18 protein-coding genes are annotated in these 19,504 nt (G+C 73.6%); 8 read left to right on the forward strand and 10 right to left on the reverse strand.

The features are described 5' to 3' along the window. Positions 1-52: 52 nt before the first annotated feature. Positions 53-787, reverse strand: a complete 735-nt coding sequence (locus ACIRG6_RS03295) for a hypothetical protein (RefSeq protein WP_403320439.1) — start codon at positions 785-787, stop codon at positions 53-55. Between the two features lies 1 nt (position 788). Next, entirely contained in the window at positions 789-1,319 is a 531-nt protein-coding gene (locus tag ACIRG6_RS03300; RefSeq protein WP_364679686.1) for an RNA polymerase sigma factor, read from the reverse strand. A gap of 111 nt (positions 1,320-1,430) precedes the next feature. On the opposite strand from ACIRG6_RS03300, the gene ACIRG6_RS03305 reads away from it, so the two are divergent. Then, positions 1,431-3,674, forward strand: a complete 2,244-nt coding sequence (locus tag ACIRG6_RS03305; RefSeq protein WP_403320442.1) for a TerD family protein — start codon at positions 1,431-1,433, stop codon at positions 3,672-3,674. 118 nt (positions 3,675-3,792) lie between these two features. Continuing rightward, positions 3,793-4,809, forward strand: a complete 1,017-nt coding sequence (locus ACIRG6_RS03310; RefSeq protein WP_364679692.1) for an aspartate-semialdehyde dehydrogenase — start codon at positions 3,793-3,795, stop codon at positions 4,807-4,809. Here the strand turns inward: ACIRG6_RS03310 and ACIRG6_RS03315 are convergent. Next, on the reverse strand, positions 4,806-5,282 hold the full coding sequence (locus tag ACIRG6_RS03315; RefSeq protein ID WP_403320445.1) for a DUF1203 domain-containing protein: 477 nt from the start codon (positions 5,280-5,282) through the stop codon (positions 4,806-4,808). The genes ACIRG6_RS03310 and ACIRG6_RS03315 overlap by 4 nt on opposite strands. 112 nt (positions 5,283-5,394) lie before the next feature. Between ACIRG6_RS03315 and pepN the strand changes: the two genes are divergently transcribed. Beyond that, positions 5,395-7,968: an aminopeptidase N gene (pepN, locus tag ACIRG6_RS03320; RefSeq protein WP_350718117.1), complete on the forward strand. Its 2,574-nt coding sequence runs from the start codon at positions 5,395-5,397 to the stop codon at positions 7,966-7,968. A gap of 52 nt (positions 7,969-8,020) precedes the next feature. On the opposite strand, the gene ACIRG6_RS03325 is transcribed toward pepN, so the two are convergent. Genes ACIRG6_RS03325 through ACIRG6_RS03335 form a run of 3 tightly spaced genes read right to left on the reverse strand, consistent with a single transcriptional unit; the run spans position 8,021 to position 10,880 of the window. Beyond that, complete coding sequence (locus ACIRG6_RS03325) at positions 8,021-8,923, reverse strand: LysR family transcriptional regulator (RefSeq protein ID WP_364679698.1); 903 nt, start codon at positions 8,921-8,923, stop codon at positions 8,021-8,023. A 29-nt stretch (positions 8,924-8,952) separates the two neighbouring features. Beyond that, positions 8,953-9,882, reverse strand: a complete 930-nt coding sequence (locus ACIRG6_RS03330; protein WP_365023364.1) for a DMT family transporter — start codon at positions 9,880-9,882, stop codon at positions 8,953-8,955. Between the two features lie 32 nt (positions 9,883-9,914). After that, positions 9,915-10,880, reverse strand: coding sequence for an EamA family transporter (locus tag ACIRG6_RS03335; RefSeq protein WP_364819328.1), 966 nt, complete (start codon positions 10,878-10,880; stop codon positions 9,915-9,917). Between the two features lie 142 nt (positions 10,881-11,022). Here ACIRG6_RS03335 and ACIRG6_RS03340 point away from each other — a divergent pair, with 142 nt between their 5' ends. Continuing rightward, positions 11,023-11,544, forward strand: a complete 522-nt coding sequence (locus tag ACIRG6_RS03340) for a MarR family winged helix-turn-helix transcriptional regulator (protein ID WP_364679706.1) — start codon at positions 11,023-11,025, stop codon at positions 11,542-11,544. Between the two features lie 109 nt (positions 11,545-11,653). Here ACIRG6_RS03340 and ACIRG6_RS03345 read toward each other — a convergent pair whose 3' ends face one another. The 3 genes from ACIRG6_RS03345 to ACIRG6_RS03355 all read right to left on the reverse strand — a co-directional run bounded on the left by ACIRG6_RS03345 (position 11,654) and on the right by ACIRG6_RS03355 (position 14,417). Further along, complete coding sequence (locus ACIRG6_RS03345) at positions 11,654-11,929, reverse strand: hypothetical protein (protein WP_189230777.1); 276 nt, start codon at positions 11,927-11,929, stop codon at positions 11,654-11,656. Positions 11,930-11,999: 70 nt separating this feature from the next. After that, positions 12,000-14,102: a 4-alpha-glucanotransferase gene (gene malQ / locus ACIRG6_RS03350; RefSeq protein WP_403320449.1), complete on the reverse strand. Its 2,103-nt coding sequence runs from the start codon at positions 14,100-14,102 to the stop codon at positions 12,000-12,002. Then, positions 14,103-14,417: a hypothetical protein gene (locus tag ACIRG6_RS03355; RefSeq protein ID WP_318218576.1), complete on the reverse strand. Its 315-nt coding sequence runs from the start codon at positions 14,415-14,417 to the stop codon at positions 14,103-14,105. Between the two features lie 224 nt (positions 14,418-14,641). On the opposite strand from ACIRG6_RS03355, the gene ACIRG6_RS03360 reads away from it, so the two are divergent. The 3 genes from ACIRG6_RS03360 to ACIRG6_RS03370 are packed head-to-tail and all read left to right on the forward strand — an operon-like array spanning position 14,642 to position 17,231. Further along, positions 14,642-15,175 carry a PadR family transcriptional regulator gene (locus ACIRG6_RS03360; protein WP_318218577.1) on the forward strand — a complete coding sequence of 178 codons (534 nt, stop codon included), beginning with the start codon at positions 14,642-14,644 and terminating at the stop codon, positions 15,173-15,175. Further along, complete coding sequence (locus ACIRG6_RS03365) at positions 15,172-15,867, forward strand: ABC transporter ATP-binding protein (protein ID WP_364819333.1); 696 nt, start codon at positions 15,172-15,174, stop codon at positions 15,865-15,867. The genes ACIRG6_RS03360 and ACIRG6_RS03365 overlap by 4 nt, the downstream gene beginning before the upstream one ends. Next, entirely contained in the window at positions 15,864-17,231 is a 1,368-nt protein-coding gene (locus tag ACIRG6_RS03370) for an FtsX-like permease family protein (RefSeq protein WP_403320454.1), read from the forward strand. Before ACIRG6_RS03365 ends, ACIRG6_RS03370 begins: the two co-directional genes overlap by 4 nt. Positions 17,232-17,305: 74 nt before the next feature. Here ACIRG6_RS03370 and ACIRG6_RS03375 read toward each other — a convergent pair whose 3' ends face one another. Beyond that, a complete protein-coding gene (locus tag ACIRG6_RS03375; RefSeq protein ID WP_189230782.1) occupies positions 17,306-17,842 on the reverse strand; it encodes an HNH endonuclease in 537 nt (178 codons plus the stop codon). Positions 17,843-18,176: 334 nt separating this feature from the next. Between ACIRG6_RS03375 and ACIRG6_RS03380 the strand changes: the two genes are divergently transcribed. Further along, complete coding sequence (locus ACIRG6_RS03380) at positions 18,177-19,277, forward strand: mechanosensitive ion channel family protein (RefSeq protein ID WP_365023358.1); 1,101 nt, start codon at positions 18,177-18,179, stop codon at positions 19,275-19,277. Positions 19,278-19,504 lie beyond the last annotated feature (227 nt).

Consider the following 19,504-nt stretch of genomic DNA (forward strand, 5'->3'; position numbering starts at 1 on the left):
GCCCTGGGGGGCGGGCGCTCTGTGGGGCGCCCGCCCCTTCGTCGTGCGCCGTTCAGTCGCAGGTGAGGGTGCGGGACTCGGGCAGGGAGGCCGTGATCAGGGCGCGGGCGGCGGCGATGTCCTGCTCGCCGGTGATCACGGCGTCCGGGGTGGGCAGGTCCCGAGGGACGCCGACCAGCACCTGGTCGCCGGGGGTGAGCCGGGCGGTGGTGTCGTCCAGCACGAAGGTGCTCCGTCCGGTGCCCTCCCGCGGCGTGTACGTGCGGGTCACCCGAAGCGTGATCCGGTGCCGCGCGGCCCCCGGCACGGGTTCGGCGCCGGTCACCGTGCCCTCGGCGACCAGCCGGGCGCAGGCGAGGTAGCGGGGGGTGCCGAAGCCGGCGCCGGTCTTGCCCCCGGCGGCCGGGCCGCCCTGCTCGGCACCCGACGCGGCGCTGTCGGCCGCCGCGTCGTCGGCGCTGCTGCCCGGGCCCTGCACCACCAGCCATCCCAGACCCGCGACCACCACACCCGCGCAGGCCACGGCGAGCGTGCCCAGCGCGAGGCGCAGCGGACGGCGCCGGGGGCGCGGGCGGGCCACGGGTGCGGACCGGGCGGCTTCCGGTTCCGGGGGCGGTTCGCCCAGGACGCGCCCGAGGATCCCCAACTGCTCCCGCAGCAGCGCCACGTCGGCCGCCGCCGAGCGGTACGCGTCGCGGGAGTCCGCGTCCGCGTCCGGCGGCAGCGGCTCGCCCGTGAGCGCCGCCATCACCGCGTCGTGCCCACCGGGGTGCTGTTCGGCGGCCATCTCACACCACCTCGTCCTCGTGCAGGCGGGCCCGCAGCGCCCGTACCGCCGTGTGCAGCCGGCTCTTGACCGTGCCCTCGGGGACGCCGAGCTCCTCGGCGATGGCGCGCACGGGCAGATCGGCGTAGAAGCGCAGGACCACGACCTGCCGCTGGGTGTCGGGGAGCCCGTCCAGACCCTGGGCGACGGCGAGGGACAGGACGCTGGTGTCCTCCCCCGACGGCTGGTCGGCCTGCCGCAGCGCCGCCAGACGCTCGCCGAGCCGGTCCTGCCGGCTCCGGGCCCGGTGCCAGTCCATGGCCAGGTTGGAGGCGACGACCGCCGCCCACGCGGACACGTCCCGCGGCGCCTCGTGTCCCCGCGCCGCCCGCTCCAGCAGCCGCAGGCGGACCTGCTGCACCCCGTCCAGCAGGTCCGTCTGCGGCACGCCGCCCAGTGCGAGCACCGCCCGCACCCGGCGTTCCTGGGCCGCGTCCAGGGGGTCGTCGCGTACGGCGTCCCCCTGACCGCGGCGGCCCCTTCCGCGCAGCACAGCCACCCCTCCCCTCACGGCGTTTCTCCTAGGACGCCGGTCCGCGGCGGAACGTTCGGCTCCGTACGGAGATCTTTTCTTCACACCGCCTTCACTGTCACGATGTGCCCCATGACGCACATCACCAAGGGCGCCAACGCCGCCGTCCCCACCGTCCCGTTGCGGGTCGCCGTGGGCCGCAGCCGGGTGCCGGGGGTGCCCGCCGTGGAGGCCGCCGCCCTGCTGCTCGACGGGACCGGATCGGTGCGCGGCGACGCGGACATCGTCTTCCACGGCCAGCCCGCGCATCCGTCCGGCACCGTGCGGCACCTGGGCACCGGTGAGGGCGGCGGGCAGCTCGCCGAGTGGCTGGAGCTGGACCTGCCGCGGATCGAACCGGCCGTCCAGCGGGTACTGATCGCCGGGTCCTGCGACGACGGGGTGTTCGGGCAGGTGCCCGGCCTGTACGCACAGGTGGTGGCGCCCGACGGCGCGGTGGTGGCGCACTACGACGTGACCGACGCGTCCAGCGAGACGGCCTTCGTGCTCGGGGAGTTCTACCGGCGCGCCGGGGTGTGGAAGTTCCGCGCGGTGGGCCAGGGCTACGACTCGGGGCTGGCGGGGCTGGCGACGGACTTCGGGGTGGTGGTCGCGGGGTCCGCGGCGCCCCCGGTCGCGCAGGCGGCTCCGCCGGTGGCGCCGGCCGCTGCCGCGCCGGTCTCCGGGCCCGTGCCGCTGACGGGTGTGGGCAAGACGGGGGTGGCGCCCGCGGGGGGCGCCGCGTCCGCGGTGCCCGCGCCCACGGTGGTGCGGCCCACGGGGCCCGCGTTCCCGGCGTTCGCCCCGCCCGCCGCCGCACCGCCCGCCTCCGCCCCGCCGGCCGTGCCCGCGGCGTCCGTCCCGGCGCCCGCCGCCGCCCCGTACGGCGTCACCGTCCTGACCGACGACGACACCCCCTCCTGGGGCGGTGAGCCCTTCGAGTTCGAGCCGCGCACCTTCACCGGGGACAAGGGGAAGACGGTCGTCGTGGACCTGCCGTTCCCGCCGGACTCGGGGCCGGTGATCCTGGAGGCGAAGGTCCAGGAGTACCACTTCCTCCACGTCCAGATCCCCGGCCGCGAGGACGACGTCTTCTGCACCGACCTGCCCGACCACTACGGCCGCGCCCTGCTGGTGCCGCCGCGCAAGGGCGGCCCGCTGAAGCTGAAGGTGAGACACTCCGGGAAGTGGGAGCTCACCGTCCTGCCCCTGTCGGCGGCCCGCCGGCTCGGCGCCGGGACCATCGAGGGCAGCGGCCGCGAGGTCTTCCTCCACACGGGTCCCGCGGCCGAGGTGAAGGTGCGGGCGACGGACCGCCACAGCGGCTGGTTCCAGCTCAACTGCCACGCGGGCGACACCCTCGGCGAGCTGAGGCGTCCCGCCGAGGAGCTGGTCCACGCCTGGAACGGCCGCCGGGTCAAGGAGACCGTCCGGATACCCGAGGGCCCCCTCCTGCTCGTGATCGACAAGAGCCGGCACCAGTGGGAGCTCACCGTCGAACCGGAGAAGACCCAGAGCCGGTCCGCGCGGCGGGCGGCCGGCGTGTACGAGGGCAAGGGCGACAAGAAGATCACCCTGGTCAGTCCCCGCCCCGGCCGGCCGGCGCTGGTGCGGTACGACTTCAAGGACGCCGAGCACAGCTACGGCGTCGAGGCCCGCTCCGTGGACGAGTACGGCGACGAGACCGAGTGGGTGAACACCCACGCCCACGGCCTGCGCGGCACCGCGCTGACCTTCGGCGCGGGCGCGTCCGAGAGGGCCGTACAGGTCAAGCACTCCGGCCCCTGGAGCTTCGAGCTGCTGCCCGAGGAGCAGGCGCCGCTGATCACCGGCCCGGTGGAGGGCAGGGGCACCACCGTGCTGCGCTACCAGGGCCCGCCGACGCTGATGACCGTCCGGCGCACCTCCCGCAAGAAGGAAGGGAGGCTGACGGCGCACGCCTGGAACCATCCGTACGGCAAGTCGACGATCATCGCCGACGTCAGCGACCGGCACCGGCCCGCCCTCGGTCCGGTCTGGGTCGACCCGGGCGGCACCTGCTTCATCCTGGTCGGCTGCCCGGAGTCCACGAAGTGGCGGCTGGAGCCCGCCGCCTTCACCGACGCGCCCCTGCTGGGCGCGCGGACCCAGGGCACCGCGTATGGAGTCGTACGTCACACCGGGCCCGACACCGAGGTGTCCATCGTCTCCACGGGCGGCATCCAGCACCTCTACCAGCTCGACGAAAATCTGTTCCCGCGGCGGAAAGTCACCGCAACTTCCGGTCCGTACCACATCTCGGAAGGAATTCTCCACGTGCGGGCGATCGGCGACTGGGTGATCGAAAAGCGGAGCTGAGAGGGTTGCCCGTCCGCCCCTCGGGCAAACGATTGGACACACCGACCGGGAATCCCCGCATGATGGAAGGGCCCCGCCCGCCCGGCCGGGTGCACGCACGTCACCAGAAGGAGTCACCGTGAGGGTCGGAATCGTCGGAGCCACCGGTCAGGTCGGCACGGTCATGCGCAGGATCCTCGCGGAGCGCGACTTCCCGGTCACCGAGCTGCGCCTGTTCGCCTCGGCCCGCAGCGCCGGCAAGGAGCTCGACGGTGTGACGGTGGAGGACGCGGCCACCGCCGACTACTCCGGGCTGGACATCGTGCTGTTCTCCGCGGGCGGCGCCACCTCCAAGGCGCTGGCCGAGAAGGTCGCCTCCCAGGGCCCGGTCGTGATCGACAACTCCTCCGCCTGGCGCCGTGACCCCGAGGTCCCCCTCGTGGTCTCCGAGGTGAACCCGCACGCGATCGCCGACCGCCCCAAGGGCATCATCGCCAACCCGAACTGCACCACGATGGCCGCGATGCCCGTGCTGCGTCCGCTGCACGCGGAGGCGGGCCTCGAGGCGCTGGTCGTCGCCACCTACCAGGCGGTGTCCGGTTCCGGGCTGGCCGGCGTGGACGAGCTGTTCGAGCAGATCAAGAAGGTCGGCGACGACGCCCCGAAGCTCACCCACGACGGGTCGGCGGCCGAGTTCCCGAAGCCGGACAAGTACGTGGCGCCGATCGCGTACAACGTGCTGCCGCTGGCCGGCTCGATCGTCGACGACGGTCTGCACGAGACGGACGAGGAGCAGAAGCTCCGCAACGAGTCCCGCAAGATCCTGGAGATCCCGGAGCTGAAGGTCTCCGGCACCTGCGTGCGCGTGCCCGTCTTCAGCGGCCACTCCCTCCAGATCAACGCCCGCTTCGCCCGCCCGATCAGCGTCGCGCGCGCCAAGGAGCTGCTGGCCGGCGCCCCCGGCGTGGCGCTGACCGAGGTGCCGACCCCGCTCCAGGCCGCCGGCCAGGACCCCTCGTACGTGGGCCGCATCCGTCAGGACGAGACCGTCGAGAACGGCCTCGCCCTGTTCGTCTCCAACGACAACCTGCGCAAGGGCGCCGCCCTGAACGCGGTGCAGATCGCGGAGCTGGTGGCGGCGGAGCTGAAGGGCTAGCCCCGCCCGACCTCGTAGAGGAAGCACCCGTACTCGACGGCCCGGACGTGGACGAACGCCACGGCCGGGTCGTCGAACGCTTCCCGGAGGGCGGGTGCGAAGTCGCCGGGCTCCTCGACCAGCCGCCCGCCCAGGATGTTCCCGTCGGCGGAGTAGCGGCGGAGGGTGCGGTGCGAGTTGGTGAAGGGGAGGCGGTCCGTCTCCGGTCCCGCGCACTCCTCGGCGTGGACGAAGACCGGCCCCTGCTCGTCGTACGGGCCCGGGTCGGCGCCCGTCGCCGCCGCCCAGCGGCGCAGCGGGGCGTAGGAGACCAGGGCGATGCGTTCGCCGGGGCGGCTGTGGCGCAGGCAGCAGCGCAGGGGTGATCCGCCCTCGTGGTCGGTCACGGGGGCGGGGACGCGGCCCGCGTCGTCGGCGGCGCGCAGTTCCTTCAGGACGTCCGGTGCGACGGGTCGTACGGTGTGGCTGCTCATGGGACCAGGCTCGCGCGCGGACGGCCCGGCGACCGGCGGGAAACGGACATCGCGTTCCGTGCGGGTCCCGTGGAAGGATGGCGCAACCCACACATAACGAGGAGATGACCGCGTGCCTGGCACAAACCTGACTCGCGAAGAGGCGCAGCAGCGGGCGAAGCTGCTGACCGTTGACTCGTACGAGATCGATCTCGATCTCACCGGCGCGCAGGAGGGCGGCACCTACCGGTCCGTGACCACGGTGCGCTTCGACGTCGCGGAGACCGGCGCCGAGTCCTTCATCGACCTGGTCGCGCCGGCCGTCCACGAGGTGACCCTCAACGGCGACACGCTCGATGCGGCCGAGGTGTTCCAGGACTCCCGCATCGCCCTGCCGGGCCTGCTGGAGGGCCGCAACGTCCTCCGCGTGGTCGCCGACTGCGCGTACACCAACACCGGTGAGGGCCTGCACCGGTTCGTCGACCCGGTCGACGACCAGGCGTACCTCTACACCCAGTTCGAGGTCCCGGACGCGCGCCGGGTCTTCGCGAGCTTCGAGCAGCCGGATCTGAAGGCCACCTTCCAGTTCACCGTGAAGGCGCCCGAGGGCTGGACGGTCATCTCCAACTCGCCGACGCCCGAGCCGAAGGACAACGTCTGGTCCTTCGAGCCGACCCCGCGCATCTCGTCGTACATCACGGCGCTGATCGTCGGCCCGTACCACTCGGTGCACAGCGCCTACGAGAAGGACGGCCAGTCGGTGCCGCTCGGCATCTACTGCCGGCCCTCGCTGGCCGAGCACCTCGACGCGGACGCCATCTTCGAGGTGACCCGGCAGGGCTTCGACTGGTTCCAGGAGAAGTTCGACTACCCGTACCCCTTCAAGAAGTACGACCAGCTCTTCGTGCCCGAGTTCAACGCGGGCGCGATGGAGAACGCGGGCGCGGTGACCATCCGCGACCAGTACGTGTTCCGTTCCAAGGTGACGGACGCCGCGTACGAGGTGCGGGCGGCGACGATCCTGCACGAGCTGGCGCACATGTGGTTCGGCGACCTGGTCACCATGGAGTGGTGGAACGACCTGTGGCTGAACGAGTCGTTCGCCACCTTCGCCGAGGCCGCCTGCCAGGCCGACGCGCCCGGCTCGAAGTGGCCGCACTCGTGGACGACGTTCGCGAACTCCATGAAGACCTGGGCGTACCGGCAGGACCAGCTGCCGTCCACGCACCCGATCATGGCGGACATCAGCGACCTGGACGACGTGCTCGTCAACTTCGACGGCATCACGTACGCCAAGGGCGCGAGCGTCCTGAAGCAGCTCGTCGCGTACGTCGGTGAGGACGCGTTCTTCCGCGGCGTGCAGGCGTACTTCAAGCGGCACGCGTTCGGCAACACGCGCCTGTCCGACCTGCTGGGCGCGCTGGAGGAGACCTCCGGCCGCGATCTGAAGACCTGGTCGAAGGCGTGGCTGGAGACGGCCGGCATCAACGTGCTGCGCCCGGAGATCGAGACCGACGCCGACGGCGTGATCACCTCCTTCGCGATCCGCCAGGAGGCCCCCGCGCTGCCCGCCGGCGCCAAGGGCGAGCCGACTCTGCGCCCCCACCGCATCGCGATCGGCGCCTACGACCTCGACGCGAGCGGCAAGCTGGTGCGCGGCGACCGGGTCGAGCTGGACGTCGACGGCGAACTGACGGCCGTACCGCAGCTCGTGGGCAAGCCCCGCCCGGCGGTGGTGCTCCTGAACGACGACGACCTGTCGTACGCCAAGGTGCGCCTGGACGAGCAGTCCCTGGCCGTGGTCACCGAGCACCTCGGCGACTTCACCGAGTCGCTGCCGCGCGCCCTGTGCTGGGCGTCGGCGTGGGACATGACCCGGGACGCGGAGCTGGCGACCCGCGACTACCTGTCGCTGGTGCTGTCGGGCATCGGCAAGGAGTCCGACATCGGCGTCGTGCAGTCGCTGCACCGCCAGGTGAAGCTGGCCATCGACCAGTACGCCGCCCCCACCGCCCGCGAGACGCTGCTCACCCGCTGGACCGAGGCGACGCTGGCCCACCTGCGCGCCGCCGAGGCGGGCAGCGACCACCAGCTGGCGTGGGCGCGGGCGTTCGCGGCGACGGCGAGGACGCCGGAGCAGCTGGACCTGCTGGACGCGCTGCTGGACGGCACGCAGACGATCGAGGGCCTGGCCGTCGACACCGAGCTGCGCTGGGCGTTCGTGCAGCGGCTGGCGGCCGTGGGCCGGTTCGGCGGTTCGGAGATCCAGAGCGAGTACGAGCGGGACAGGACCGCCGCCGGTGAGCGCCACGCCGCCACCGCGCGGGCCGCCCGCCCGACCGAGCAGGCCAAGGCGGAGGCCTGGGAGTCGGTCGTGGAGTCCGACAAGCTGCCGAACGCCGTGCAGGAGGCGGTCATCGCCGGCTTCGTCCAGACCGACCAGCGCGAGCTGCTGGCGCCGTACACGGAGCGGTACTTCGAGGCCCTGAAGGGCGTCTGGGAGTCCCGTTCGCACGAGATGGCCCAGCAGATCGCGATCGGCCTGTACCCGGCGGTGCAGGTGTCCCAGGAGACCCTGGACCGCACGGACGCCTGGCTGGCCTCCGCCGAGCCGAACGCGGCGCTGCGCCGGCTGGTCTCGGAGTCCCGCTCGGGCGTGGAACGCGCCCTGAAGGCCCAGGCGGCGGACGCCGCGGCGGCCGAGTAGGCGGAACACGCACGGGGGCGTCCGGTGCCGCACCGGGCGCCCCTTCGCGCGTTCAGAGCCGTGCGTCCGCCGCCGTGCGCAGTGCCGCGAGGACGGTGGCGACGGCCGCGCCCTCCCCCGCTCCCCTGCGCACCGCCGCGACGACGTGCCGGACCGGGCGGTCCGCGCGCAGTTCGCGCATCACCACGCCGTCCCGCGGTACCGCCGCCATCCGCGGCACCAGGGCCACGCCCATCCCCGCCTCGACCATCGCGAGGATCGCCGTCCAGCCGGCCGCCGTGTGCGCCTGGTACGGGCGGAAGCCGGCCGTCTCGCAGGCCGCCCGGGTGATGTCCGACCAGGGTCCGCTGCCGCCGAAGATCCACGGCTCGGCGGCGAGGTCGGCCATCCGCGGCCCGTCCGCGCCGGCCAGCGGATGGCCGCGGGGCAGGGCGACGTCCAGCGGGTCGGCGAGCAGCGGCACGCGGGTGAAGCGGGGGTCGCCGGCGGTGGGTGCCTGGGCCGCCAGGGACAGGGCGAGGTCCACGTCCCGGGCGGCCAGCAGCTCGTACGCCTCCTGCGCCTCGGCCTCCCGCACCCGCACCGTGATGCCGGGGTGCGTCGCCCGCAGCGCGGTCACGGCCGGTACGACGAGGGCGGGCACGGCGGTGGAGAAGGCGCCGACCCGCACCTCACCGGCCTCCCCGTGCAGATAGGCCGCCAGGTCGGCGTCCGCGCGCTCCAGTTGCTCGAAGACCGCCTCGGCGTGCCGCAGGACCAGCCGGGCCGCGTCCGTGAGCCGGACCCGCCTGCCGTGGGCCTGGAGCAGTTCCACCCCGAGCTGCCGGGAGAGGTTCGTCAGCTGCTGGGACACGGCCGACGGCGTCATGTGCAGCGCCTCGGCCGTCGCGGTCACCGTGCCCCGTTCCCGCAGCGCCCGCAGGATCTGCAGCTTGCGGATGTCCCAGTCGGCCATGGCGGCAACCTATCCGCGGGCGGCCCCGGTCACCGACGCGCCCCCGCGCCGAGCACGACCCCCCCGAGGATCAGCGTCATGCATCCGGCCTGCGCCCAGCCGGTCGGTTCGGCCAGCAGCACCCAGGACAGCAGGGCGACGCACACCGGCTGGAGGTAGTAGACGACACCCGCGCGGGTCGGGCCGATCAGGGAGATCGCCTTGTTCCAGGCGAAGAAGGCCACGGCCGAGGAGGCGACGCCGACGTAGAGGAGGGGCAGGACCGTGCCGGACGTCGGGGTGAAGCCGCCCTGGACGGCGAGGCTGACGCCCTGCGCGGGCAGCAGCAGGACGGTGCCGGCCAGGAAGGTGGTGAACAGGAACGCGGCGCCGTCGAGACCGGCGGGCCGGCGGCGCAGCAGCGCGCTGTAGGAGCCGAAGGAACAGGCGGCGGCGATCATCCACAGGTCACCGGCCGAGAACGACGCCCCGCCGCCCACGAGCAGCAGCACCCCCGTGCAGGCGGTGAGGAGGCCGGCGATCCGGCGGGCGCCGAGCCGGACGCCGCCCGCGCGCTCGAAGACCGCCATCAGCACCGGCGAGGCGGCCATGATCATGCCCATGGTGGCGGCGGGGGTGGTGACTCCGGCCTGGTTGACGAGCGTGTTGTAGACGGTCACGCCGAGCAGGGAGGCGAGGAGCACGAAACCGAGGTGCCGGCGGATCAGCTCGCGCTGCCGCCAGGCCCGCCGGGCACCGAAGGGGGCGACGACGGCGAGGGCCACCACCCAGCGCCAGAAGGCGTGCTGGACGGGCGGGACGCTGTCGCCGAGGGCCCGGGAGGTGACGAAGCTGCCGGACCAGACGAGGGTCGCGAGGACGGCGAGCGCGAGGCCGAGGGCGACGGGAGTCGTCGTCCTCGGCCGGGTGGTGGGGGTGTCGGCGGGGTGGGTGGTGGTGCGGCGGTCGGCAACGGCCACGAAGGTCCTTTCCAGTCGGAGGCCCGGTGCCGCTACCGTCGCAGGGCCGCACCCGTCAGGTCCATCGAATCCTTTCGACCGTTCTTTGAAGGAGAACTGAAAGGTTCGGGAGAACTGACAGGTTCGGGCTGCCTGACCCGCTTGCCCGTCGTGAGCTGCCCCGCGACGGTCGCGCCGAACGCCAGCGCCATGCCCGCCGTCTGAACGGGGGTCAGCGTCTGTCCCAGCGCCGCCCAGCCGACCACGGCGGCGGTCAGCGGGGAGAGCGGGCCGAGGAAGGTGACCTGGGTGGCGGAGAGCCGGCCGATGCCGCGGAACCAGAGCCAGTACGCCACCGCGGTGTTCGCCAGCGCGAGGTAGAGGTAGCCGCCGATCGCCGGGCCGTCCAGCGCGGGCGGGGCACCCTCGACCAGGAAGGCGAGCGGTGCGATGAGCAGGCCGCCCGCGGTCAGCTGCCAGCCGGTGAGGGCGAGCGGGCCGACGCCGTCGGGACGTCCCCACCGCTTGGTGAGGACGGTGCCGGTGGACATCGACGCGGTGGAGGCGAGCGCCGCCAGCGCGCCGAGCGGGTCCAGCGCCCCGGCCGCCTTCAGCACGACCAGGCTGACGCCGAACGCGGCGACGAGGCCGGTGAGCACGGAGCGGGCGGTGGGCCGCTGGCCCAGCATCAGCGCCGAGAGCCCGACGACGAAGAGCGGGCCGACCGAGCCGACGACGGCGGCCATGCCGCCCGGCAGCCGGTAGGCGGACAGGAACAGCAGCGGGAAGAAGGCCCCGATGTTCAGCGCGCCCAGCACCGCCGCCTTGCCCCACCAGGCGCCGCGCGGCAGCACCCGGGCGAGGGCGAGCAGCAGCAGACCGGCGGGCAGGGCCCGCATCAGCCCCGTGAACAGGGGGCGGTCGGGCGGCAGGAACTCGGTGGTGACGGCGTAGGTGGTGCCCCAGGAGACGGGGGCGAGGGCGGTGAGCGCGATGAGGGCGGGGCGGCCGGTTGCCATGAGGGCACCCTTCGTGGCGACGAAGTAGCTCGACGGAAGTAGCTCGACGGAAAGTAGCTCGGTTGAATGTAGCTTAGCGCTAAGCAAGTTTTCGTCAAGCCACTTTCTTGCGGGTGACCGGACGGCCGTCGATACTCGTCCCATGACTGAAAGCCCCCGGCCTCGGCCCCCGGAGCACGAGGACCCCGTCGACGCGATCATCGACCAGTGGGCGGCGGTGCGGCCGGACCTGGACACGACTGCCATGGAGGTGTTCGGCCGCATCTTCCGGCTCTCGCGCGCGATGGGCGACCGGATGGAGAAGGCGTACACGCCCTACGGCATCTCCCGGGGCGAGTTCGACGTGCTGGCCACGCTGCGCCGCTCGGGCGAGCCCTACGCCCTCTCCCCCCGGCAGCTCTCGGCCACGCTGATGCTCACCACCGGCGGCATGACCGGCCGCCTCGACAAACTCGAACGGGCCGGGCTGCTGCGCCGCTCCCCCGACCCGCACGACCGCCGGGGACTGCGGGTCACGCTCACCGAGAAGGGGCTGGAGCTGATCGACGAGGCGGTCGGGGCCGGTCTCGCCGTCCAGGCCGAGGCGCTGTCCGCCCTCGGCGCCGACCGGGCCGGCCACCTGGCCGACCTGCTGCGCGAACTCCTCGCCGGCACCGAGAAGTAGGGGGCGGCGCCCCCGCGGAAAACCGCGAGTGCGCCGGCCCCGCGGTACGTACGGCTGATGCGCGTACGTACCGCGGGGCCGGCGCCCTCGGTGGAACGGTGGTGGGCCGTCAGGCCTTGGCGTTGGCCCTGGTCTTCACGTTGCGGCTGGTCACGCGGTGCTTCTCCTGGGACCTGTCCAGGACCATGACCAGACCCGCGATGACCACGAACAGCGCGATCGGGAGCAGGACGTAGAGGCCCAGCGTCTCGATGACGCTCAGGCCCGTGCCGGGGTCGTCGCCGTCGTCGCGGGTCAGCGCGAGCGCGGGGGACGACATGAGCAGCATCATCAGCGTCGTACCGGCTGCCAGGGCGCCGGCGCGCAGGGCGTTCTTCTTGTCCACGGTGCAAAGTTAGCGAACGGCCGAACGGGGCGCGCGCCCGGGGTGCCGTACGGGGACCCGGGCGGCCCGTTCAGCGCGCGGAGCGATCCCGCATCACCTCGATCAGGGCGTGCAGGCGCGGTGCGGCGGCCAGTTCCTCCAGGGTCACCGGGCGGCCCTGGGCGTCGGCGACGGGCAGCCGCCAGTTGGGGTACTGGTCCCAGGTGCCGGGGAGGTTCTGCGGGCGGCGGTCGCCGACGGTGTCGGGGAGCCAGAGGCCGACCATGCGGGCGGGCGTGCGCAGCAGGAAGCGGTGGACGGCCTGGATCTCGGCCTCCTCGGAGGAGGAGTCGGTGCCGCCGCCGGTGCCGTGCAGCAGGCCGAGGCGGGCGAGCAGGTCCAGCCACTCCGCGGCGTCCGTCGCCGCCTCGGCCCGCTCCTGCTCCAGCGGGCGGGTGAGCAGGCCGAGCCGGTCGCGGAGTTCGACGTGTTCGCCGGTGAGCCGGGCGGCGGTGGACGGCAGGTCGTGGGTGGTGGCGGTGGCCAGGCAGTCGGCGCGCCACTGTTCGGGGGCCAGCGGCCGGCCGTCGCCCGCCCAGTCCCGTTCGAACCAGAGCACCGAGGTGCCGAGCACCCCGCGTTCGCGCAGGGCTTCCCGCACGCCCGGTTCCACGGTGCCGAGGTCCTCGCCGATGACGACGGCGCCGGCCCGGGTGGCCTCCAGGACGAGGACGGCGAGCATGGCCTCGGCGTCGTAGCGGACGTAGGTGCCCTCGGTGGGCGGGTGGCCCTCGGGGACCCACCAGAGCCGGAACAGCCCCATGACGTGGTCGATGCGCAGGGCACCCGCGTACCGGAACAGGCCGCGCAGCAGGCGCCGGAAGGGTGCGTACCCGGAACCGGCGAGGCGGTCGGGGCGCCACGGCGGCAGGCCCCAGTCCTGGCCGCGGGCGTTGAAGGCGTCGGGCGGTGCGCCGACCGACATGCCGGCGGCGAAGTACTCCTGCTGGGCCCAGGCGTCGGCGCCCTGGGGGTGCACGCCCACCGCGAGGTCGTGGACGATGCCGACCGGCATGCCGGCCTCGCGGGCGGTGTGCTGGGCGGCGGTGAGCTGGGTGTCGGTGAGCCAGGCGAGGCGCGAGTGGAAGTCGACGCGGTCCATCAGCTCGCCGCGGGCGCGGGCGGTCTCGGCCGAGCGCGGGTCCCGCAGCCCTTCGGGCCACCGGTGCCAGTCGGAGCCGTGCACCTCGGCGAGCGCGCACCAGGTGGCGTGGTCCTCCAGGGCCGTGCCCTGTTCGGCGAGGTAGTCGCAGTAGGCGGCGCGGCGGCCGGGTCCGAGGGGGACCTCGCGGAGCAGTTCCAGCGCGTCGCGCTTGAGCTCCCACACGGCGTCCCGGTCGATGAGGGCGCCCTTCTCCAGTACGGCCTCCCGCAGCCGCCCGGCCCGCTCCTGGAGGGCGCGCACGCGGTCGGGGCCGGGGACGTACGCGAACTCGGGCACGGCCTCGATCCGCAGGTGGACGGGGTCGGGGAAGCGCCGGGAGGAGGGCCGGTAGGGCGAGGGGTCGGTGGGGGCGCCGGGCACGGCCGCGTGCAGCGGGTTGACCTGCACGAATCCGGCGCCGAGGGCGCGTCCGGCCCAGGCGGCCAGTTCGCCGAGGTCGCCGAGGTCGCCCATGCCCCAGGAGCGGCGGGACAGGAGGGAGTAGAGCTGGACCAGGAGCCCGTAGGAGCGTCCGGCCGGGGTGGGCAGCCGGTCGGGGGCGACGATCAGGTGGGCCCGGGCGGTCCGGCCGTCGGGCGCGGTGGCGGTCAGGCGGTGGTACCCGGCGGGGAGCCGCCCGGCGTCGGCGCGGATCTCGCCCTGCTCGGTCTCGACGCGCAGGGCGGTGCCCTCGGGCAGCGCGGTGAGGGCGGCCGGCGTGCCGCCGCCGGTGCGGGCGACCACGGTGGGCGGCAGCAGGCGCTCGCGCAGTTCGTCCTCGCGGGCGGCGAGGGCGGCGCGCACCGCTCCGGGTCCGCCGGTGTCGACGCCGAGGGCGGCCAGGGCGAGGGTGACGGCGGTGGCCGAGGCCGCGACGGTGCGGTCCGGGGACGGGCTGTAGGAGGTGGCGACGCCGTGCAGTGCGGCGAGCCGGGACAGGTCCTCTGGCAGGTCCTCGGTGGAGGGCTCGGCCGGCCGGGCAGCTGTCATCTATGACCTCTGAGACCTCGTCGGTTCCGGTACGGCGAAGGACGGGCCGCCCTGCTCCGGCACGTCGGCCGTGAGCTCGGGGGAGGATTCGCTGGTCAGCGGTACGGCGTCGGCGAACGGCGACTCGCTGGTGAGGGGCTCGGCGTCGGGCAGCGGCGGTTCGCTGGTGAGGGGCGTCTCGGCGCAGCTGCCGGTGGCGCCGAAGACGCAGTAGTGCGGGGTGCCGGATGCGGCGGAGGACTCCGCCCAGGGGGTGGATGGCTCCGCCACGGGTTTGGAAGGGGCCGGGAGCAGCAGGGGTGCCGGTGCAGCCACAGAGATCTCCTTTGTGTCGAGCACGCTTTTGGCGGGTTACGGCAGCCCTACCCAGTAGGCGCGCAGACAGACGCCCCAGGGCGGCCAACGTGTCCCTGGTCACATTCTCCCCCGGGGAAACGCCCCTGATGCGGACGAAAGGCCCACTCCGGCCGTCACTCGTTCGAGCAGGAACCTCCCCGCACTATTCACTCAGTACATGTACGTGGTGAATACTGATCGCCATGAGCACCCGTCACATCCTGCTGGGGCTGCTCGCCTCAAGCCCGAGCCATGGCTACGACCTGAAGCGGCGGCACGACGAACGCTTCCCGCAAGCCCGTCCGCTGGCCTACGGACAGGTCTACACGACCCTGCAGCGCCTGGTCCGGGACGGCCTCGCAGAAGTCGACGGCACCGCGTCGGACGGCGGACCGGAACGGACGGCGTACCGCGTGACGGACGAGGGCGCGCGGGAACTGACGCGCTGGGCGGCGGAGATCGCGCCGCCCGCCCCCTTCGTGACGAACGAGATCTTCGCCAAGCTCGTCGTCTCGATCCTCACCGGCGCCGACGCGGACGCCTATCTGCTGGCCCAGCGCGCCGCCCACATGCGGCGGATGCGTGAACTCACGGCGGTCAAGACCGCTCCGGGCACCGACCTGACGACTGTGCTCTCGGCCGACTACGCCCTCACCCACCTCGACGCCGACCTCCGTTGGATGACCACCACGGCGGCCCGGCTCACCACTTTGACCGCGGAGGTCTGCGCGACATGACGAACGGGGAGACAAGGGGGCCACTGCTCGCGGCCACCGGACTGGTCAAGGCGCACGGCAGGACGCAGGCCCTGCGCGGTGCGGATGTCGAGCTGCGCGCCGGTGAGATCCTCGCCGTCACCGGAACCAGCGGCAGCGGGAAGTCGACACTGCTGCACTGCCTGGCCGGGATCGTCCGACCGGACGCCGGCTCGGTCACGTACGGCCAGCAGCGGCTGGACCGGCTGCCGGAGAAGCGGCTGAGCGAGCTGCGGCGCACCGACTTCGGCGTGGTCTTCCAGTTCGGCCAGCTGATCCCGGAGCTGACGGCCCTCGACAACGTCGCGCTGCCGCTGATGCTGTCGGGCACCGACCGGGCCGAGGCGCGGGCGCGGGCCGGTGAGTGGCTGGAGCGGTTCGAGGCGAGCGGGCAGGCGGAGCGGCGGCCCGGCGAGATGAGCGGCGGCCAGGCCCAGCGTGCGGCGCTGGCGCGCGCGCTGGTCACCGGGCCCAAGGTGGTGTTCGCGGACGAGCCGACCGGGGCGCTGGACTCCCTGGCGAGCGAGCAGCTGATGGCGGCGCTGGCGCAAACGGCCCGGGAATCGGGCACGGCGGTGCTGCTCGTCACGCACGACGCACGGGTGGCGGCGTACGCGGACCGCGAGGTCCAGGTGCGGGACGGTGCCGTGGCGGCGCTGGAGGTGACGGCGTGAGCGCGGTCGGTTCCCCGCTGTTCTCCGATGTCCGGCTGGCCCGGCAGTTGCTACGCGGCTCCGACCGCCGGGAGTGGTGGCGGATCGCGCTCACGGGGGCGGGGGCGGCACTAGCCACGGGCTTCGCGCTCGCCGCCGTCGCCCTGGCGTCCGTCGAGGGCGTCTACACCGTGTCCGTCCTCCACGGCCTGCTGAGCGATCCCGGCACGCGTTCCGGGGTGATCGCCGGCCTGCTGCTGTTGCTGGTGCCCGTGCTGGCCTTCCTCGGACAGTGCACCCGGATCGGCGCGGTGCACCGGGACCGGCGCCTCGCCGGTCTGCGGCTGGCCGGGGCGACGCCGTGGCAGGTGCGGCGGGTCGCGGCACTGGAGACCGGGCTGGCCTGTCTGGCGGGCTCGGTCGTCGCGACCACCGGCTCGGTGGTCGTACTGCTGCGCCTGTGGAGCGGGCCGAACGCGACGACCTGGGCAGGCATCGCGCTGGTAGCCGTCGGCGTTCCGGTGCTGGGCGCGGCGGCGGGCGCGCTGGCGCTGCGCCGGGTGGTGACGTCGCCGCTGGGCCGGGTACGCCGGGTTCGGCCGGCCGCGGGGCGGGGGCCGGGGCTGCTCTTCCTGGCCGCACTGACGCTGTTGGCCGGGGTGGCACCGTTCGCCGTAACCGGCGGCCACCGCTCCGGCAACCGGTCGTACTGGGAGACGCCTCTGACGGTCTTCTGCCTCGTCCTCGCGCTCGGCACGGGTGCGGTGTGGCTGGCGGGGGCCACGTCCCGGGGCGTGGGGAGGCTGATCGCCGGCCGGGCCCGGAGCGCGGCGCCCCTGATCGCCGCGGAACGGCTGCGCGACGATCCGTGGGCCCCGGCCCGCACGCACGCGGCCCTCCTGGTGGTCACGGTCGCCGCGACGGCCTTCCTGTGCATCCGGCACACGTTCCTCGCCGAGCTGCGGTCCGACGAGCAGACCGGGGCCGACGTGGCGTACTACACCACCGGCCTGGACCTGACCGGTGCCGCGCTCCTGGTCGCCCTCGCGATCGCCCTCTCCGGCCTCGCCGTGGGTACCGCGGAGTCCCTGACCACCCGGCGCCGGACACTGGCCGCCCAGGTCGCCGCCGGCGTCCCGCGCACCGTTCTGAGCCGTGCCCTCCTCCTGGAGACCGCCCTCCCCCTCGCACCCGCCCTGCTGCTGGCCGGAGCCGGGGGCATGGTGGTCGGCGCCTGGTACGCCACGCTCACCGGCACGGCCGCGCTGCCGTGGACGGCCCTCCTGGTCGCACCGGCGGTGTACGCGTCCTGCCTGCTGGCGGCGACCACGGCCCTGCCCCTGCTGGGGCGCTCGGTGAGTCCGGGGGAGCTGCGGTACGCGTGACGACGCCTTGACGGCCGGGGGCGCACGGAAGACTTCCGCCGAGTGGTCGGCCAGTCGCCCGGCGCCCCCGGCCGTCAGGCCGAGATGCCGTCGATCCGGGCCAGCGCGTCGTCCGCTCCGTACGGCTGCAGGTAGGGCAGCCAGCGCGGGTCGCGGTGGCCCGTGCCGATGATGCGCCAGGCCAGACCGGTGGGCGGGGCGGGTTTGTGGCGCAGGCGCCAGCCGATCTCGCCGAGGTGCCGGTCCGCCTTGACGTGGTTGCAGCGGCGGCAGGACGCCACCACGTTGTCCCACGCGTGCTGACCCCCGCGGCTGCGCGGGACGACGTGGTCGACGCTGGTGGCCACCCCACCGCAGTACATGCACCGGCCTCCGTCGCGCGCGAAGAGCGCCCGCCTGGTGAGAGGAACGGGCCCCCGGTAGGGGACCCGCACGAATCGCTTGAGCCGGACCACGCTGGGTGCGGGGACGGTGACGGTCGCGCTGTGCAGGAAGGCGCCGGACTCCTCGAGGCACACGGCCTTGTTCTCGAGGACGAGGACGAGCGCGCGGCGGAGCGGTACGACGCCGAGTGGCTCGTACGACGCGTTGAGAACCAGGACATGCGGCACGGATGCCTCCTTGTACGCCGGCGGCGCGTGGCTCGCGCCGGGACGATCCGTAGTCAGTCTCCCCTCATGCCTGGTGGACGCGCCACCATGTCCCGGTAACGGGCTGGGAGTGTTTTCGACCACACCTGATGCATCCCCCGGGGCCTGACCAGTTCAAGCACGGGTGAACACCGTCTCTCCTGCGGACTTCACGCCGATCCGCACATGGTGCCCCGTTAGTGTGGTTGTCCTGCCCGTCCGGTGACCTTCCCGTGACCTTGGACCAGACCCTTGGACCGCGGTCGCCCGGCCGCCCGCGCCGCGGGACGGGCCGCCGCACCTGGAGGTATCCGTCGTGTCCCTGTCCGCCGCCGTCCTGTCGGCCGCCGGTTCGTCCCCGTCACCGTCGCCGTCGCCCTCCACGACGGCACCGGGGGTGCCCACGCTCCAGGACGCCCAGGAGCACGCGACGAACGCCGCCAGCTGGGTCGAGCAGAACTGGTCGACATGGCTCGCCATCGGGCTGCGCGTGCTGCTGATCCTGGTGATCGCGACGGTGCTGCGCACGGTGGTGCGGCGGGCCATCACCAAGCTGATAGACCGGATGAACCGCACCGCCGGGGCCGTGGACGGCACCGCGCTGGGCGGGCTGCTGGTGAACGCCGAGCGCCGCCGGCAGCGGTCGCAGGCCATCGGCTCGGTGCTGCGTTCGGTGGCCAGCTTCCTCATCCTGGGCACCGCGGCCCTGATGATCCTCGGCACTTTCCAGATCAACCTGGCCCCGCTGCTGGCCTCCGCCGGTGTCGCGGGCGTCGCGATCGGCTTCGGCGCCCGCAACCTGGTCACCGACTTCCTCTCCGGCGTCTTCATGATCCTGGAGGACCAGTACGGCGTCGGCGACACCATCGACGCGGGTGTGGCCTCCGGCGAGGTCATCGAGGTCGGGCTGCGCGTGACCAAGCTGCGCGGCGCCGACGGTGAGATCTGGTACGTCCGCAACGGCGAGGTCAAGCGCATCGGCAACCTGTCCCAGGGCTGGTCGACGGCCGGCGTGGACGTGACGGTCCGCTCCGGCGAGGACCTGGACAAGGTGAAGGAGACCCTCGACGGTGTCGCCGAGCGGATGAGCAAGGAGGAGCCCTGGAACGAGATGCTCTGGGGCCCGATCGAGGTGCTCGGACTGGACAGCGTGCTGCTGGACTCCATGGTGGTGCGCGTCTCGGCGAAGACCATGCCCGGCAAGTCCCTCACCGTGGAGCGCGAGCTGCGCTGGCGCATCAAGCGGGCCTTCGACGCGGCCGACATCCCGATCGTCGGCGGCGCCACGGTGCCGGTGGACGGCACCGTGACCTCCGACCCGTCGGCGGGCGTCGCGGCGCCGTCGGCGTACGCGAGCACCGTGTCGCCGCAGTCGATGGCCGCCTCTCCGATCACTCCGCCGAGCACCACCAAGTAGCCGGCCCCGCTCCTGCTCCCGCCCCCGAGGTGACGACCGCGTCGCCCCGGGGGCGGACTCGTGTGCGGTCCAGGCGGGCGATCCCTTGACGGCTCCTCCGGGCGGCTCTACGTTTCTCAGTCAACAGGAAAGTTTCCTAACAGTCCCTGGACGCAGCCCGCCACGGGCTCGGTGGACGTCTCCCCCGTCCCCCTGAAAAGCTGAGCGGCCGAGAGGCAGGTGTGGAC

This window comes from Streptomyces flaveolus (genome assembly GCF_044765825.1).
GTDB classification, from domain to species: Bacteria; Actinomycetota; Actinomycetes; order Streptomycetales; family Streptomycetaceae; genus Streptomyces; species Streptomyces flaveolus.

Excerpts from the sequence above, each read along its gene's own strand:
- ACIRG6_RS03295 (WP_403320439.1), bottom strand. The coding sequence starts at position 787 with ATGGCCGCCGAACAGCACCCCGGTGGGCACGACGCGGTGATGGCGGCG.
- ACIRG6_RS03305 (WP_403320442.1), top strand. The coding sequence starts at position 1,431 with ATGACGCACATCACCAAGGGCGCCAACGCCGCCGTCCCCACCGTCCCG.
- ACIRG6_RS03315 (WP_403320445.1), bottom strand. The coding sequence starts at position 5,282 with ATGAGCAGCCACACCGTACGACCCGTCGCACCGGACGTCCTGAAGGAA.
- ACIRG6_RS03325 (WP_364679698.1), bottom strand. The coding sequence starts at position 8,923 with ATGGCCGACTGGGACATCCGCAAGCTGCAGATCCTGCGGGCGCTGCGG.
- ACIRG6_RS03335 (WP_364819328.1), bottom strand. The coding sequence starts at position 10,880 with ATGGCAACCGGCCGCCCCGCCCTCATCGCGCTCACCGCCCTCGCCCCC.
- ACIRG6_RS03340 (WP_364679706.1), top strand. The coding sequence starts at position 11,023 with ATGACTGAAAGCCCCCGGCCTCGGCCCCCGGAGCACGAGGACCCCGTC.
- malQ (WP_403320449.1), bottom strand. The coding sequence starts at position 14,102 with ATGACAGCTGCCCGGCCGGCCGAGCCCTCCACCGAGGACCTGCCAGAG.
- ACIRG6_RS03360 (WP_318218577.1), top strand. The coding sequence starts at position 14,642 with ATGAGCACCCGTCACATCCTGCTGGGGCTGCTCGCCTCAAGCCCGAGC.
- ACIRG6_RS03365 (WP_364819333.1), top strand. The coding sequence starts at position 15,172 with ATGACGAACGGGGAGACAAGGGGGCCACTGCTCGCGGCCACCGGACTG.